Origin of the sequence: Treponema sp. Marseille-Q4132, from assembly GCF_014334835.1 — a bacterium.
Taxonomy (GTDB): Bacteria; Spirochaetota; Spirochaetia; order Treponematales; family Treponemataceae; genus Treponema_D; species Treponema_D paredis.
On the sequence record NZ_CP060591.1, the window covers coordinates 1658195 to 1674145 of the forward strand.

Sequence of the window (15951 nt, forward strand, 5' to 3'; positions counted from 1 at the left end):
ATAATGAAGACAGTAATTTTTAGACGGAAAGCGATTACTTTCCTTGGAATAACGGCGGTTTTACTTGCCGCTGCGGCTTTTACGGCGGGCTGCAAGACGAATGCAGATGATGATACCGGCGGAGATAACGGAGGTACGACGCCGCCGGCAGAATACACAAAGGTTGGTTTCGGTACAAACGGCGAGGGCTTACGAGACTACCTTGCAAAGGCATCGGCTGACGGCATAAACTACATAGAAGTAACCGGTCTTTCTGCATCGGACTTAGTAATGGATGCAACGTATATAAGCCCGCTCTGCAAAGTACTGAAGGACAACAAAACAAAAAAGGTCGCGCTTAAATTCGGCAGCGATCTTACCGGTGTTACCGATATGAGTTTTTGCTTTTTGGATGCTGCTTCTGGAATTGGCTGCAGAAATCTTGTACAGGTGTCCGGAATACCGGCCGGTGTTCAGAATATGAGCAGCTGTTTTTTGGGGTGCGACAACCTTGTACAAGCTCCTGAGATACCGGCGAGCGTTACGAATATGAGCAGCTGCTTTTCAGGCTGTACAAGTCTTACGCAAGCTCCTGAGATACCGGAAGGTGTTACGGATATGAGCAGCTGCTTTTACGTCTGCGAGAACCTTACAAAAGCTTCGGCGATACCGGCGAGCGTTGATACTATGGAAGACTGCTTTAAAGCTTGCACTAGTCTTACGGAAGCGCCGGTAATACCGGAAGGTGTTACGAATATGGGAGGCTGCTTTTACGGCTGCACCCGCCTTACACAAGCGCCGAAAATACCGAACAGTGTTAAGGATATGAGAGATTGTTTTTCCTCTTGCGCAAAGCTTACCTATGTGCCCGAGATACCGGCAACTATTGAGAACATAGACAGATGCTTTACAGACTGCATAAGTCTTACGCAAGCTCCAAAGCTGCAGGACGGCTTTAAGGCAGCTCTATCGGAGTGTTTTGCCGGCTGCACAAGTCTTACGGAGGTGCCTGAGATACCGGCCACCGTTACGTCTATGTCTGAGTGCTTTAAAGGCTGCACAAGCCTTAAAAAAGCGCCGGTACTGCCGTCAAATGTTCAGTATGCGGAAAGCTGTTTTGCAGGCTGTACAAGTCTTACGGAGGCGCCTGAGATACCGGCGACTGTTACGAATATGTACGGATTCTTTAGAGACTGCACAAGTCTTACGAAATTTCCTACGATACCGGACGGCGTTACGAGTATAAGCACTTGCTTTCAAGGCTGCACAAAGCTTACGAAAGCTCCTAAGATACCGGCACGGGTTGAAGAGATGTACCATAGCTTTGAAGGCTGCATAAACCTTACGGAAGCGCCTGAGATACCGGCAGCCGTTAAGAAGATGCCCAACTGCTTTGCAGGCTGCACAAAGCTTACAGCTGCGACGCTCAAGTGCGATTACAATTCTGATAAGCTGTATGATGAGCGGCTGGCTTTTCAAGACCTGTTTAAAGGCTGCACAAGCTTAAAAAACAACAGCGTAAAAGTTCCTGCCGGACAGCTGGCTGTGTATAAAGCCGGTGCAGGAACGATGGGTGCGAACGAGAACTGGTTTGCAGCGGAATAAGTAGGTTAAAAGCGCCGCTGAAATAGCGCGGTGCTTTTAACATGGAATGATTAATAAATATGTTTAAAAATATTTTTTTAGGAGTGTTTTATGAAAAAGATATTGTTTGTTTTGGCGGCTTTGACAGCTGTCGGAATCGGATTTACCGCATGCAGCAACGGCTCGTCGGACAACAACGGAGGGGGGATTAAACCTGCCGCAAAAACATACAAAGTCGGCGCTAGACTGAGCTGCCTCGTTAAAATGGGATCTAATCCACCAATCGATTTCGGAGAAGGACTGTTGAAAGACCTTCCGTTACTATTGACAGTTCCGGCAATGCAACGATGACGGCGAAGTTCGGAAAGGCAGAAGCGATGAGCGGAGCAGCAAAAACGTTTATCGATCCGCGCAATTCAAAACCGGGTTATTATGATGCAGGCGGAGTCAAAAAGGATGTAATTGCCTATACCATAAGCCCTGAAGGCGATACTGCAACTCCCCCTTTTGCTGATCCTGATCTTGCGAAAGGCGTCCGCTATGTCACATCGATGACTTTTCCTGTAAGCAAAGATAAAAACGTATACTATTTATGGTTTTACTTGAATTCAGATACGATGGGTGTACAGTTTTGCGACGGAAGCGGTTCGTTCACTTATGGCCAACCTGATAAGCCTACAAAATATAAGGGTGAATTTACGATCGACTGGTCTACGCTTACCGAACAATAGCATATAGAGAATATGTTCGCTGTGTCGCCGCAAAAAGGGCGGACAGTGAGCATAGGCGATAAGCGCGTTTGCCGCGAGTATGCGGCAAACGTTGTAGAGTATCGATTATGACGGAATATTTAAAAACTTATTGAATAAAAAACGGAAATCTCATTATGAGCATATTTTTGAGGCATTATCTTTATCATACACCGTACAGCGGGCGAAATACCGGCTGAATAGTTTTCACGGTGCGGCGAATCTTCAAGCATGTGTTCGAACCTGATTTGATCGGCTTATGTCGATTCGATTATCGGACGAAGCGGATCCGCTGCAGATCACTTAATAAAATTTATTAATCGGCAATAAACGGATGAGAGGGTTATCGGCTTGATGTATGTATATTAAGGAGGGTCGGGAATGACCGAGGGCATAAAAAACGGGCAGCGGCGGCTGTTCGGGAATTTCGGACGAAGATGTCTTTTATTGGGGAGCGCGCTGGTTGCGGCGACGTTCTTTTTTTCGTGCAACACGGATGTACCCGGCGGGGATGCGGCTTCGAAAGCGAAGCAGTATACCGTCGAACACTGGACGCAGGAAATCGATACGGGAACGGGAAAAGTTTACGATGCGCTTACACACAGCACACCCAATTATAAGCTGAAAGATTCCGAAAAAAAGAGCGGAAAAACCGGAGAAAAAACGGCGGCTTCGGCAAAAGCATACGAAGGGTTCAACGCGCAGGAAGTCGTACAGAAATCGATAGCGGCCGACGGCAAGACCGTCGTACAGATTTATTACGTTAGAAAAGATGTTACGCTGACGTTCAAGGCAAACGGCGGTAAATTCGGCGACACTACCGACGGAAAAACGTTGCAGGGCAAATACGGGGAGTATATTGCCGCTTCGGAACCGGAGACGCCGCAGAAAACCGACGGCAGTTCGTTTTTAAGCTGGGCGCCCGAAAAGCCTGCAGCCTTTCCCGCTTCCGATAGGGTATACACTGCGCAGTGGAAGGATCCTCAGGCGGCAGCGTACACGGTCATCCATTGGCGGCAGCCGGCCGTCGGCGATACGTACGCGGAAAACGAGCGCGAAACGCTTTCAGGCAGCGCGGGAACGGATACCGCGGCGGCCGTCAAAACGTATCCGGGTTTTCATCTCAGTACGATACGGCATTCCGGCGGAACGATAACTCAGCAAAAAATAAACGCGGACGGTTCAACGGTCGTAAATATTTATTACGACAGAAATACTGTCACCGTAAGTTTCAACACGGGCGGCGGCACTGCGGTTGGATCGAAATCGGGCAGATACGGAGCGCCTTTACTCAAGCCGACAGACCCGACAAAAACGGGCAATAGTTTTGCCGGTTGGGAACCTCAGCTGCCTGAAAAATTTCCGCTTAACGATACGGAATATAAAGCAAAGTGGACGGCGGAAGTGCAGCCGCAGTACAAAGTGGAACACTGGCTGCAAAAGATCGACGCATCTGGTAAAGCTTGCGATGCAACCGCTAAAAACGACACCAATTATGACCTGAAAGATACCGATACGAAGAGCGGTAAAAAAGGTACGCCGACACAAGCCGCCGCAAACGTGTATGCCGGATTTGACACGCCTGCGGTCACGCAAGCGACGATACAAGCCGACGGTTCAACAGTTGTAAAGATTTATTATGTCAGAAAAAACATTACGCTGACATTTAAACCGAACGGCGGTAAGTTCGGTACAAGTGCCGCCGATAAAACGGTACAAGGCAAGTACGGCGAAAAAATACAGGAAGCCGATGTCGGAAAACCGGTAAAAGACGATTCGGATTTCGATGATTGGGATTTCATATTGCCACAAAATTTTCCCGATAAAAATAAGGAATATACCGCGCAGTGGAAGACAGTAAAAGAGTTGGAAATTAAAACCGAGCCGACCAAAAAAGAGTATTCGGTGGGAGAGACGTTCGATAAGAGCGGTTTGCAGGTGTATGTAAAATACGATAATTATCCCGACAGGCCGCTCACCGATACCGAATATTCGATTGCAGGCTTTGATTCCATGGCGGCAGGCGTCAAAACGATAACCGTAACTTACAAGGGAAAAAGTACAAGTTTTACCGTTACCGTCAAAGCGGCGACACCGCCGAGCGAAACGTTTGCTTTCGGCGATATCATCGATAAGGACGGAAAAAAATATAAAAAAGACGCCTTTACTCCTGCCGCCGGTAAAACATGGCAGGATTATTATGTCATTATCGCGGTAGACGGATCAAAATATGTCGGCGTGCGGTATTTTGACAACACAGGCTGGGGTGATGTAGAGCTGGGCAGCTCAATCATAAATACCTATAGAAACCAGCCGGATTCTTTCCATCGATATCTTAATAAGGATGATGTTGCGGCAATTTTTAAAAACTTATCGGAATTCAAAGAATCCGTAAAGAAAATAAAGAGTTCCGGTATAACACCGGGGGCTGAAAACTTCACCGAGCAGAACTGCATATATAAAGGGCGGGATGATTTCGGCGACGATGCTTATTTTAACGGCAATAATACAAAAATAGAATCTTTTAATGACAGAGACATACTGCCGATTATAGCACGGGATTTCAACTGATGCATTTTATCCGTATATCGAAGGTACCTCTGCAAAAAAGAGGAGATTCCGTCTGCTGTCATCCGCCTCCGATCGGCGAGGCGGTTTAAACCGCGGTTTTTTCCGCTTTTATAAGCCTTCAAACAGTATCGATGTTTTGCCGTACGGCGAAATATAAATTTTATGCAGCTTATCGTCGAGCGATGAGCTGCAAGGAGATTATATAACAGGAGCATATATGAAAAAATTGCAAGTATTCTTTTATGCGATTTTACTTTTTTCGGGTATGATGATGAGTTGTATCCAGTCGCCTTCGGGCGGCGGCGACCCATCGCCTCAAACGCCTGCGACCGTCAAATTTGTCGTTACGGACGGCAACGGTGAAGAATGTCCGGTTACCGGCAGCGGTACGGAACATTTCGCTACGGTTTCGACGCCGACGGCAAAATTTAATGTTTTTACTCAAAGCAGTGTTACCGTAAAGATCGATACTGTCGCAGAAAGGGTTAAAGATGTGACATTTGCGACAAACGGAGAGGAGAAAACGCTCAACGTGGAGATTATCCGCGGCGACAATACGGAACATCATACGGTAAAGATTCTTTATGACGCCGGATTTCTGAATAAGCTGACCGTCAAAGATGACGGCGGTAAAGATGTACGCGTGACCCGTACCGGTAAATCGGTTTTTACGGCGAGCAGTCCGACACCGAAAGCGACTGTAACGGTTGAAGCCTTCGATGCGAGCGATACGGTAAAAATCGACGATGCGGAGATAACGGGGGCGCCGAAATCGAAAGCGGTCGATCTCACGGGTCTCGGAATGAAAAAACTGAAGATTTCCGTCAGCCACAACACGGTTACGGAAGAGTATACGCTCTCGCTTTATTACAGCGATCCCAACCAGCAGCCCGTAGATCCGTATTTGGAAAATATCAAAATAACCGATGCGGCCGATCCTGCGACGATTATTGCACTGTCGCCCGTGTTTGATAAAAACAATACTTCTTATACGGCGATCGTTGCGGCAAGCGTAAATAAAATAAAAATCGAAGCCCAAGCCGATGCGGGTATTGTTATTGAAGGAAACGGAGAGCATGATCTGCAGGAAGGCAGCAATACCGTTATCGTAAAAGCAAATCCCGTAAGCGATCCCTCCAACGTCCATTCGTATACGATTTCCGTATATAAGGCGGCGAGTTCGGCTTCTTCGGATGCGACGCTCAAATCGCTGGGTTTTACCGTCAAATATTTGGGAGTCGAAAAACGATGGATAACCGACCCGAATACTTTCAATCCGGCGGTGACCGACTATACGGGTACGGTCGATCCGCATAGCGATGAGTTGTTTATCACGGCAAAGCCCAACGTCGCCGGTGCTTTTATGTCGGTTACGGTTAACGGCGGAGTTCCCCAAGTTTTGACATCCGAGACGGAAAAACAGTTTACGCTGCCTATAACCGAAGAAAATACTTTTGCCGTTACGGTTATTGCTCCTGACGGAATCGCTAAGAAAACCTACAATCTGAAAGTAAACCGTAAATTCGGAAGCTATGTGCTTAAAACGTTTCAAGGTACCGGTTTGAATAATTTTTACGCCGAAAAATTCGACGAGTACAAAAAAAGCGGCATTTTCGGTTCAAAAAATTTTGATGCGACGGTAGCAAAAACCCAAAATCAAACGACGATAACTGCCGAACCGGAGTACCCCGCCACTACGACGATGAAAATCAAAATCAACGACGGCCCCGAAGAACCGTTTGACGGTACGAAAGTTGTCGATTTGACGCAGGAAAGCGGCTCTCCGGGACGTGTCCGCGTGCAAATCATTCTCGTGTCTTCGGCGCTCGGAGAAGGTTCCGGAAGTATTTACGGCGACACCTATACGCTCTGGATTGAAAAAAAAGATCCTGCAGGAGATCCGAACGCAAAGCTCAAAACTCTTAACATTTCGTATTACGGAGGGGGATATAAGTTTTATCAGACAAATCTGAACGAGACTTTCTCTCCCGATACGACGGATTATACGCTGACTCTGCCTGCGGACGTTTCGGAGATCAGAGTGGAAGCGGTTCCCGAAAGCAATAAAGCGTATATCGACGGTTGGCGCGGTGAGCAGGTCAACGGCTTTGACGCTCCGTTCGATGCGATAAAAATTCCGGTCGTTGCCGAAAACGGAAACAGAAAAGAGTATAAAATCGCTGTTACGGTGCTTTCACGGCCGAGTATAACGATCGATACACCTGCTGCAAACGAGGTTATCAATGTAGCGGCTTTGCCTTCGGGGTATGAAGTAACCGGATCGTTTACAGCTTCGTCGGGTGAGATCAGCGAAATATGGGTCGGTTCGTCGGGCTTGCCGATACAGCAAAATAACGGCGGCAAGTGGGTCAAAGCACAGATAATCGGCAATACCTTCAAGGCGCAGCTGCCGGCTTTGGCGGATCTTCCTAACGGAGCTCGGGACATAAAAGTCGGTGCTTTCAATGCTTCGGGGCAAACCCTTGCAGTTGCCCGCAGACCCGTTACGATAACGGGGAGTTCCGTTCCGTTTACTTCACTTCATGTAACGATAAACTCCGGCGGTTACATGATGCCTCCCGGTGCCGTCATGAGCGTTTTTGTATATGACGAAGATCTGTGGCAAAAATATGAAGATATTGTCCTCGACAACAAAATACTGGATCCTCTCGATAACAAGAATTTTCCGTTGGATATGACTTTCAGTGCAATCAAAGGAGATACCAACTGTAGAGTGGAAGTTCAAGTATACGAAAAGAGAGCGGGTAGAGACGTTCTCAAATATTCCAATGTTGTAATGAAGCGGGCAATAAAGGGACAAAGCAACAATTGTGAAGTTACTTTGAAATCACCCTATTAAAAAGAAAGGTAAAGCGTCCGGACAGGGTTAACGTGTGTTGTCCGGGCGTTTATCGCAATCGTTTGTTAAGCATCCGAAGGCTTTCGATAGCGGGTATTTTATCTGTAAGGAGTCCTATGAAACGAATTTTTATGTATCTTTTTAAACGAAGTAGTGTCGCTTTTGTCGCGGTATGTCTGCTTTTCGGGTTTGCAGCGTGCAATACCGATGCGGGTGATGCGGCGGAAACAATCGATATCGTATTGCCGCCTGCCGCCGAACGCGAAGTGCTGACGGAAAACGATACTTTGGGAAAATATATAGGTATGACCGCAACCTTTATGAACGGGAAACGGGAAGGAGATTTGTATAGAGAGACGGTAACGATAGGCAAATCTTCTGACAACAAGATTACCTTTGTTTCCGGAAAAACCGAATACGGTAATATGCCGGTCGACTTGAGCTATGCATTTGCAGAGATTACGCTTACGCAGGCACAGGACGGTAAGTCGTTTTCTTTCAACGGTACGAAAGGTGTATTGCGTATGTATGCGAAGCACAGTTCTCCGGGTGAAGAAGGTCGTTTGGTCAGTCCGAATACGGCGGTAAAAGGTTTTGTCTATAAAAAAGCGGGACAAATATATATCAGCTATGTTATTTCATACGATATGGCCGATATAGGTGATATGATGCCTGCCGATCACAAAACGCTCTCTTCGGTCGTAGAGGACGCCGTACGACAATAATTCCGTACGCCTGTAATTTTATAAAAAAACCGCTTCCCGTTTACGGAAGCGGTTTTTTTGTCACCGGCGGATAATTTTTTTGTTGCCTTCAGGCAAATCGTTTCGCCCGGCAAATCATTTTGTTTTTCAGCTATATCGAAAACGTATATTCCGTATCGGAATCATTCGACGGCGTAAGATTGTACGTATGATATGTACCGCCGGCATTGATGCCTATTTCGTATTCGGTGTCGCTTCGTAAACCGTAAAAACTTACGTTTCCTTTCGCATCGGTAAAGCCGCAGGATGCACAGACGCCGGTCCGCTTTTCATATACCCATACGCGCATTTCTTGCTGCGCGGTTCCCGATTTTTGTACGCTTATCTTTACGGCTTTTTCGGAATAAACGCTTCCCGCCTGCGGAACGCTTTTTTCCTGTACCGCTTTTGCCGCGTTCAAAACGTTTACGCGCCCATAACCGTACCACTTCGAATAGCCGCGCGCATCGTATTGTCCGTATGAAGATCTGCTGTCGATTTTATCAGCGGTGCGTTCGAGGACGGTTTTGATCCGGTACGGACTGAGTGTTGGGTCAATCGACAAAAGATACGCAATCGTTCCGGTGACGAACGGAGTCGCCATCGATGTACCGCTCATCCAACGGTATGTATTTTTTACGTCGGGAGAAACGGAATTCGCCCAATTGGTGCCGCCGTTGCTGCAGCTGTAGATAGCTTCTCCGGGTGCGCATACGCTCATCCACGTACCGCCGTCGCTGAAATATGCGCGCGTATCGTTCATGGTAGTTGCGCCTACCGCAAGGACGCCCTGCAGGGCGGCGGGAAAATTGGCGACGGTTTTTCCGTCGTTTCCCATTGCAATAACGGGCAAAACTCCCGCAGCGAGCGCTTTATTGAGCATTTCAACTTCATACGGACTCATTGCAAGCCCACCGAATGACATATTGACCGGTACCGTCGCCTGCGTAAGTTTCGGAAAATCGATTACCTCTTGAGGGAGTCCGCTTAATACGGTGAGATCCCGCGTTCCCGGCTCTTTTCGCAGTTCGGTAACGATCGCCGCAAGATCTCCGAGACACGAATAGGTGGCATGCGTGTCTCCTCCCGATACGTCCATGCCGCGGTAGGAGATGAGTTTCGTGTTCGCGTGCGAGACGCCGCAGATACCTTTACCGTTGTTTCCGACGGCAGCGATAGTGCCCGAACAATGCGTCCCGTGTCCGTGGTTGTCCCAGTTATCGTCAATCGGAACGATTTGTAAAGAAGTGAGCGGAGAAGGACTGCCGTAAGCCATAGACGCTTTTGCATAAAAAATAACGGAATTATCCGCTCCGTCATAAAAATCTACATGCTTGCCGTTTATGCCGGTATCGATGATGGCGGCGAGCACCGTATTGACGGCATCGTGCGCATCATATTGCTTAAACGCTTCGAGCGCGTGGGTGACGGTCAGTCCCCAATCCAATTTTTCCGCTTCGGGATCGTCTTGCAAGTTTCCATCTCCCGTACCGAACGGCAAAAGATTTTTCGGCTTACGGTAACCTTTACCTCTCGATGAGCCTTCGTACGTCTTCGGCGACTCGATACTGTAGTCGGGCTGGGCGTAGAGTACGCCGTCCATGTTCCGCACGGCCGACCTGAACTGTATATCGTCTCTTTCGGTCTTTATCAAAAAATACTTATATCCGTCGCGGAAATTCGATTCCGATACGACGCTTCCCCCCGCTTCGACAAATTTTTCAGGGTCAAAAGAATTCGCCGTTTTTATGATCGAATAGCCTTTTCGAACGGCGGCTCCAGTCGGGCTTTTTTCCTGCAGCTCTATGATCCGCTCCGAATTGAAAACGGCACTACCGCTGCTGTTCGCCGTACCGCTCGAAGACGGTTCACTGATGCTCATGGAACAGCCTGCAAGCAGCAGGGTACATCCTATCGATAAAAATATGCAGTTGTTTTTTCGTATCATGATTATCCTCGTATTGTACTTATCGGTTTTTACTCATCGGTTATTTTAAAATAATACTGTCCGTTCAAACTTCCTGCAACGCTGAGTCTGTTTGCAAAGCTTTCGCTTGAACTGAGGTCTTCGGTCGGCGGTGCTATTTCGTTTCCGTCGTTGTCTTTGCATCGCCATACCGATGTAAAGGCGGCAGGTTCGTCGTCGGTCGTACGGACAGCATCTTTGCCCCAGTCGAAGATATCCCATCCGTATGTATAGCCTTTCCGGAATTTATTCGCTTGATATTTCGGGTGACAGAATCCCGGAGTCCTGAGGTATGCGGGCTGCAGCGTAACGACGCCGTCATTATACGAAACGAGATCGTCTTCGGTAACGGCGTATCCGATAAAACCTCGCTGTTTCAACTCTGCAAGCGTGAGATCCAAAAATTGATTTCCTTGCGCAAACTTCAGCGTCAGCCGCTCTCCTTGGGGCTTTTTCAAATCGACGCTTACTTTTCCGGCGAATACGACATTTTCGGCCGTTGTTTTATCGGCGATGACAAGTCCGAACGTAAAAAAATCGGCATAACCCTTTTCCCAAATATCGCGGTTCGTCAATCGAAATGAAAGCCGTAAGTTGTCGAGCTCGGAGAATTTTACCGAACCGTTGTCGGCGGGGCTTTCGAGCCGGATCGTATTTGCCGGTAAAAGACGTGCAGTCGCAATAGGTGAATCGACACGGTGGGTGCTGTCGGTAAAAGCCGAAATTTTATATTCGTACGTCACGTTTTCTTCGAAAGAAGCGTCCGTATCGTAGCCGATATGAAAGCCCTTGTATGACGGATACCGTATATCCTGCTCTCCCGTATAATCGTTTGCGTATTGCCGTCGTCCTACATGGAGCCATGACCGCTCCCCCTGCTTTCGCCTGTATATATCGAATCCGCGGATACTCAAATCGTTCGATGAAAAATCTTTAATCCTAAACCAAAGCAATACTTCATGCGTATTGCTTTCACCGTTACGCCCCTCAATGGCGAACGGCCGCACGGTTTGCCGTTCGGGTAAATTAAAAAGTCCGAGCGAATGCGGAAAACGATGCATTTCAACGCGAAAGTTTTTAATTGTCGCATTTTGCGTGGTTGTCAGTCCGACCCGGCGTTCTCTGAATTCGATCGAGTTGATATGCCGTTCCACTCGGTTTCCGGCAACGTCATAGGCGGCGATGATGAGATCGTTTATCTCGGAGGGAAACGAAATGCTGTCGAATGTAAATACCGCCGTGCATGTCCAGCTTCCGTCATTTTCGCGCTTGCATATCGGAGAAAGCGAGGCGATATTGTTTTGTGAGGACGGCGAAGAACCCACTGCAATTGCGCAGCCGAAATTCCCGCCGTTCGTAGCCGCAACGGGGCGGGAAGGCGCCTTAAAAACGATTTCCAATTTCATCTGCTGATACATCGTACTTTTCCATACGCTGCCGTCCGTAAAATTTTCACCGTTGAGTTTGACGGATGTTACCGCCGGAGCTTTCGGTTCGGCCCCTTTTTGAATTTCGCGCTGAATCATCATAACGGTTTGCGCGTCCGTATCTTTGACGCAGTAATTTTCAATGACGGATTCGGCTAGTTTATTTTTTTCTCCGCTTAAATACAAATCGTAGCATTCGCCTTTGCGCAAGCCGAAGGTTGTCTTACCGTTATAAACGATAAACCTGTAAAAGGGGATTTGCGTACCCGTCTTATATACGGTAAGCGTCGTCGGCTCCGTAATGAGCGTACCGCCGACGGAATCAAATATGTTTACGCTGACGGAACTGTAGGATTCGTCAGCCGTTCCTGTCATGGTGCAGGCAAAAAAAAGGCCGATAATCGCTGCAATACAAAAGATTCCCGTAATTTTTTTTATTTTTGATAGATAACAGTTCATGTGTTCTCCATAAGGTAAATAGTTAATTATAATTTTTAGTTAGCTGTTGATAACTTATTCGATATAGGGCGTATTGTACTGAAGTCGTTATCCGTGGTCAAGATACGATATTCGTTTTGCGGCTTATTGCAAACGTTTTTATAGCTTGCAGCAATTATATGAAGAATCGGATGCGGATTTATCGATCCGTAAAAAATTAGCCCTAACTAACTGATTGAACTTATCGATAAAAATCGATATAGTTTTTACGAATGCAATCACGGAGGAATTATGAAACCGGATTATAAAAACTGGGTGCCGAAAGAAATACTCGCTCTTTTTTCCGCTTGTGCGGGCGTTTCGCTGATCCTGTTCATCGTTTTCGGAATTGCCGGCGTCGGCGTTTCGGGAACGTTCAAGACCGTGCTTTCGGTGCTGTTTGCGCTCGCCTTTGCCGTTTTCGGAACGGCTGCAGTATTGTTTTTGCGCTGGTACCGTGCATTCGATTATAACGGCAAGCGGCAGATGTCACGCGGTATCATCGAAGGGACGGCGAAGTACGTTACGCTGCCCTCAGGCGGTAGGGGGCTCGACGTGGGCTGCGGCAGCGGCGCGCTTACGATCGCATGCGCAAAACGCAATCCGCAAGGTGTGATGCTCGGTGTCGATCCGTGGGGTGCGGAGTACCGATCGTTCAGCAAAGCGCTGTGCGAAAACAACGCAAAAGCCGAAGGCGTTTCGAACGTGCGCTTTGAAAAGGGCAATGCGGTAAAACTCGATTTTCCCGATGAAAGTTTCGATGCGGTTACGAGCAATTACGTGTATCATAATATCACCGGTGTAAATAAACAGGAGCTGCTTTCGGAAACGCTTCGCGTGCTGAAAAAGGGCGGCGTTTTCGCTATCCACGATCTGATGTCCCGTTCCCGTTACGGCGATATGGATGCCTTTGTCGCGGACTTAAAAGCGAAGGGCTATGAAAAAGCCGAATTGATAGATACGACGCAGGGCATGTTTATGACGCCGAAAGAAGCGAAGTCGCTGCAGCTTGCGGGTTCGACGCTGCTCGTCGGCAAAAAATAGTTTTCATATTTTACGCGGTGCGGCTGAAATCCATTTTGGATTGCGGCGGCTAAATCAAACGGCGGTAAAAGCGCGTCCGCCGTGCATATCGAATTGTATTGTATAACGGAGGATGTAAATGGGTATTTTAAATAAACTGTTCGGCAATACGAAAAAGCCCGAAGGCTTTTGGGGTAAGCTTATGGTGGAGGGCATGAACCGCGGACACGCGCCGCTTGCCGATTGGGGAATGAGTTTTTTCGGTGATGTTCGGCCGAAATCGATTTTAGACTGCGGCTGCGGCGGCGGACGAAACGTTGCGGAATTGTTAAAACGATACCCGCAGGCGGAAGTTACGGGACTCGACTATTCTGTAGTGTCGGTAAAAAAATCGGAAGAAGTGAACATCGATGCCGTACGGAACGGCAGGTGCCGCATCGTGCAGGGCGACGTTTCAGCTTTGCCTTTTGCCGACGCTTCGTTCGATTTGGTCAGTGCGTTCGAAACGGTTTACTTTTGGCCGGGACCCGACAGAAGTTTTTCCGAAGTGTTCCGTGTACTGCGAACCGGCGGCGTTTTCATGGTCGTCAATGAAGCGGACGGCAAAAACAAAGCCGATGAAAAGTGGACGTCTATCATAGACGGTATGAAAATTTACGGTAAAGAAGAACTGGAACGCTTTCTGCGAGATGCGGGATTTACGCACATTGAAACGTATCGAAATGAGGGAAAACACTGGCTCACCGTCCGCGCGGTAAAATAAGCGTTTTCGGACGCTCGAACGGTTTCGGCAGCCGCTAAAAAATTATTAATTATTAATAAAAAGGCGCACGGGCGGCTTTGTTATAAGCCGATCCGTGCGCCTTTCGATTACGGGGCGAGCAGACTACGCCCGCGTGGAGTACCGCGAAGCGTCCGCGCGTGAGCGCGGATGAGGGTTACCGAAGTACGGAAGGCGGGTTCTTCCGTTCCGTGTCGTCCCTACGTTTTGGAAAATTTATCCGTTGCGTTTTACGTTGAACGCGCCGAATCCGGGGTACACTGCGCCGGCTCCGAGGCTTTCTTCGATGCACAGGAGACGGTTGTATTTTGCAACGCGTTCGCTGCGGCTCGGTGCGCCGGTTTTGATTTGACCTGCGTTGAGCGCGACTGCGAGGTCGGCAATCGTCGTGTCTTCGGTTTCACCGGAGCGATGCGATATGATTGCCGTAAAGCCCGCTTTGTGCGCCATCTTTACCGCGTCCATCGTTTCGGAGATGGAGCCGATTTGATTGAGCTTGATGAGGATGGAGTTGCCGCATCCGTTTTGAATGCCTTTGATGAGGCGTTCGGTGTTCGTGACGAACAGATCGTCGCCGACGAGCTGCACGTTTTTGCCGAGTTCTTTCGTCAAATGCTGCCAGCCTTCCCAATCTTCTTCATCGAGACCGTCTTCAATGGAAATGATCGGATATTTTTCGACGAGCGATTTCCAGTGCGCGACGAGTTCGTTCGACGTGAACGTTTTGCCGCTCTTGGGCTGTTTGTATTCGCCTTTTTTGCCGCCCTTCCATTCGGAAGAAGCCGCGTCCATGGCGAGAAGGAAATCTTTTCCCGGAGCGTAGCCGGCTTTTTTGATCGCTTCGAGGATCGTTTCGATCGTTTCGTCGTCGCTTGCGAGATCGGGCGCAAATCCGCCTTCGTCGCCTACGGCCGTCGCGAGTTTTTTCGATTTTAAAATGGACTGGAGCGCGTGGAATACTTCGGTGCACCAGCGGAGTCCTTCTTTAAAGGACGGAGCGCCTGCCGGCATGATCATGAATTCCTGCGTATCGACGCTGTTCGTAGCGTGTGCGCCGCCGTTTAAGATGTTCATCATCGGGACGGGCAGATTCGTCGCGTTGACGCCGCCGAAAAAGCGGTAGAGCGGGATGCCGAGAGAAGAAGCCGCCGCGCGCGCGCTTGCGATGGAAACCGCAAGGATCGCGTTCGCACCGAATTTCGATTTGTCTTTCGTGCCGTCGGCAGCGATCATTGCACGGTCGATCGCATAGATATCGGATGCGTCTTTTCCGACGAGCGTTTCGTTGATTGCACGGTTTACGTTTTCGACGGCTTTTAAAACGCCTTTTCCGCCGAAGCGCTTTGCATCTCCGTCGCGCAGTTCGAGGGCTTCATAAGTACCCGTCGATGCGCCGCTCGGTACGGCTCCCGTTCCGACCGTTCCGTCGGCAAGCGTCACTTCCGCTTCGACCGTCGGATTTCCGCGCGAGTCGATAATTTCTCTTCCCGTTATCTTTGTTATAAGGCAAGATTTCATACGAACACTCCTTAAAAATGAATTGCGATTGATAAATTCGGTATGCAGGGCTGCAAAAATTGGTTGAATACCGTTTGTTTACTATATATAAAAACGGCGGCTCGTGTCAATGTGCGCCAAACAAGGTGCAGGCATACAAGCATGGCGCCCCTGCGATAATTGTTTGTTATGAGCGCCGAATGCGTTCATATTCCCTGTTACATCGGTAAAAAAATCGTTATTATACATTCGGTATTGCAGTGCTTTGTATGCGGCGCATGGATACGGCAATGT

At 48.5% G+C, this 15951-nt stretch carries 11 protein-coding genes; 8 read left to right on the forward strand and 3 right to left on the reverse strand.

Features of this window, described 5'->3' with window-relative positions:
- Positions 1 to 3: 3 nt before the first annotated feature.
- From H9I35_RS07605 to H9I35_RS07630, 6 genes are all read left to right on the forward strand, one after another.
- Complete coding sequence (locus H9I35_RS07605; RefSeq protein WP_187418821.1) at positions 4 to 1584, forward strand: leucine-rich repeat domain-containing protein; 1581 nt, start codon at positions 4 to 6, stop codon at positions 1582 to 1584.
- A gap of 90 nt (positions 1585 to 1674) precedes the next feature.
- Positions 1675 to 1914: a hypothetical protein gene (locus tag H9I35_RS07610; RefSeq protein ID WP_187418822.1), complete on the forward strand. Its 240-nt coding sequence runs from the start codon at positions 1675 to 1677 to the stop codon at positions 1912 to 1914.
- A gap of 26 nt (positions 1915 to 1940) precedes the next feature.
- On the forward strand, positions 1941 to 2294 hold the full coding sequence (locus H9I35_RS07615; protein WP_187418823.1) for a hypothetical protein: 354 nt from the start codon (positions 1941 to 1943) through the stop codon (positions 2292 to 2294).
- 399 nt (positions 2295 to 2693) lie between these two features.
- Positions 2694 to 4883, forward strand: coding sequence for a bacterial Ig-like domain-containing protein (locus tag H9I35_RS07620; protein ID WP_187418824.1), 2190 nt, complete (start codon positions 2694 to 2696; stop codon positions 4881 to 4883).
- Positions 4884 to 5100: 217 nt separating this feature from the next.
- Positions 5101 to 7743, forward strand: a complete 2643-nt coding sequence (locus H9I35_RS07625) for a cadherin-like beta sandwich domain-containing protein (protein WP_187418825.1) — start codon at positions 5101 to 5103, stop codon at positions 7741 to 7743.
- A 116-nt stretch (positions 7744 to 7859) separates the two neighbouring features.
- Positions 7860 to 8468, forward strand: a complete 609-nt coding sequence (locus H9I35_RS07630) for a hypothetical protein (protein WP_187418826.1) — start codon at positions 7860 to 7862, stop codon at positions 8466 to 8468.
- 130 nt (positions 8469 to 8598) lie between these two features.
- Here H9I35_RS07630 and prtP read toward each other — a convergent pair whose 3' ends face one another.
- Positions 8599 to 10434 (reverse strand): dentilisin complex serine proteinase subunit PrtP, encoded by a 1836-nt coding sequence (prtP, locus tag H9I35_RS07635; RefSeq protein WP_187418827.1) that lies wholly within the window; start codon positions 10432 to 10434, stop codon positions 8599 to 8601.
- Positions 10435 to 10463: 29 nt separating this feature from the next.
- The gene (prcA, locus tag H9I35_RS07640) at positions 10464 to 12338 is read right to left on the reverse strand and encodes a dentilisin complex subunit PrcA (protein WP_187418828.1); all 1875 of its coding nucleotides are present in this window, start codon (positions 12336 to 12338) and stop codon (positions 10464 to 10466) included.
- 270 nt (positions 12339 to 12608) lie between these two features.
- On the opposite strand from prcA, the gene H9I35_RS07645 reads away from it, so the two are divergent.
- Both H9I35_RS07645 and H9I35_RS07650 read left to right on the forward strand, forming a co-directional pair.
- Positions 12609 to 13400 (forward strand): class I SAM-dependent methyltransferase, encoded by a 792-nt coding sequence (locus tag H9I35_RS07645; protein ID WP_187418829.1) that lies wholly within the window; start codon positions 12609 to 12611, stop codon positions 13398 to 13400.
- 118 nt (positions 13401 to 13518) lie between these two features.
- Positions 13519 to 14142, forward strand: coding sequence for a class I SAM-dependent methyltransferase (locus H9I35_RS07650; protein ID WP_187418830.1), 624 nt, complete (start codon positions 13519 to 13521; stop codon positions 14140 to 14142).
- Positions 14143 to 14376: 234 nt separating this feature from the next.
- Here the strand turns inward: H9I35_RS07650 and eno are convergent, their stop codons facing one another.
- Positions 14377 to 15678: a phosphopyruvate hydratase gene (eno, locus tag H9I35_RS07655; RefSeq protein WP_187418831.1), complete on the reverse strand. Its 1302-nt coding sequence runs from the start codon at positions 15676 to 15678 to the stop codon at positions 14377 to 14379.
- Between the last annotated feature and the right edge of the window lie 273 nt (positions 15679 to 15951).

What these genes read in the sequence shown, in the direction of transcription:
- H9I35_RS07645 (WP_187418829.1), top strand. Translation starts at nt 12,609, where the DNA reads ATGAAACCGGATTATAAAAACTGGGTGCCGAAAGAAATACTCGCTCTT.
- H9I35_RS07610 (WP_187418822.1), top strand. Translation starts at nt 1,675, where the DNA reads ATGAAAAAGATATTGTTTGTTTTGGCGGCTTTGACAGCTGTCGGAATC.
- H9I35_RS07605 (WP_187418821.1), top strand. Translation starts at nt 4, where the DNA reads ATGAAGACAGTAATTTTTAGACGGAAAGCGATTACTTTCCTTGGAATA.
- prcA (WP_187418828.1), bottom strand. Translation starts at nt 12,338, where the DNA reads ATGAACTGTTATCTATCAAAAATAAAAAAAATTACGGGAATCTTTTGT.
- H9I35_RS07650 (WP_187418830.1), top strand. Translation starts at nt 13,519, where the DNA reads ATGGGTATTTTAAATAAACTGTTCGGCAATACGAAAAAGCCCGAAGGC.
- eno (WP_187418831.1), bottom strand. Translation starts at nt 15,678, where the DNA reads ATGAAATCTTGCCTTATAACAAAGATAACGGGAAGAGAAATTATCGAC.
- H9I35_RS07620 (WP_187418824.1), top strand. Translation starts at nt 2,694, where the DNA reads ATGACCGAGGGCATAAAAAACGGGCAGCGGCGGCTGTTCGGGAATTTC.
- H9I35_RS07625 (WP_187418825.1), top strand. Translation starts at nt 5,101, where the DNA reads ATGAAAAAATTGCAAGTATTCTTTTATGCGATTTTACTTTTTTCGGGT.
- H9I35_RS07615 (WP_187418823.1), top strand. Translation starts at nt 1,941, where the DNA reads ATGAGCGGAGCAGCAAAAACGTTTATCGATCCGCGCAATTCAAAACCG.
- prtP (WP_187418827.1), bottom strand. Translation starts at nt 10,434, where the DNA reads ATGATACGAAAAAACAACTGCATATTTTTATCGATAGGATGTACCCTG.
- H9I35_RS07630 (WP_187418826.1), top strand. Translation starts at nt 7,860, where the DNA reads ATGAAACGAATTTTTATGTATCTTTTTAAACGAAGTAGTGTCGCTTTT.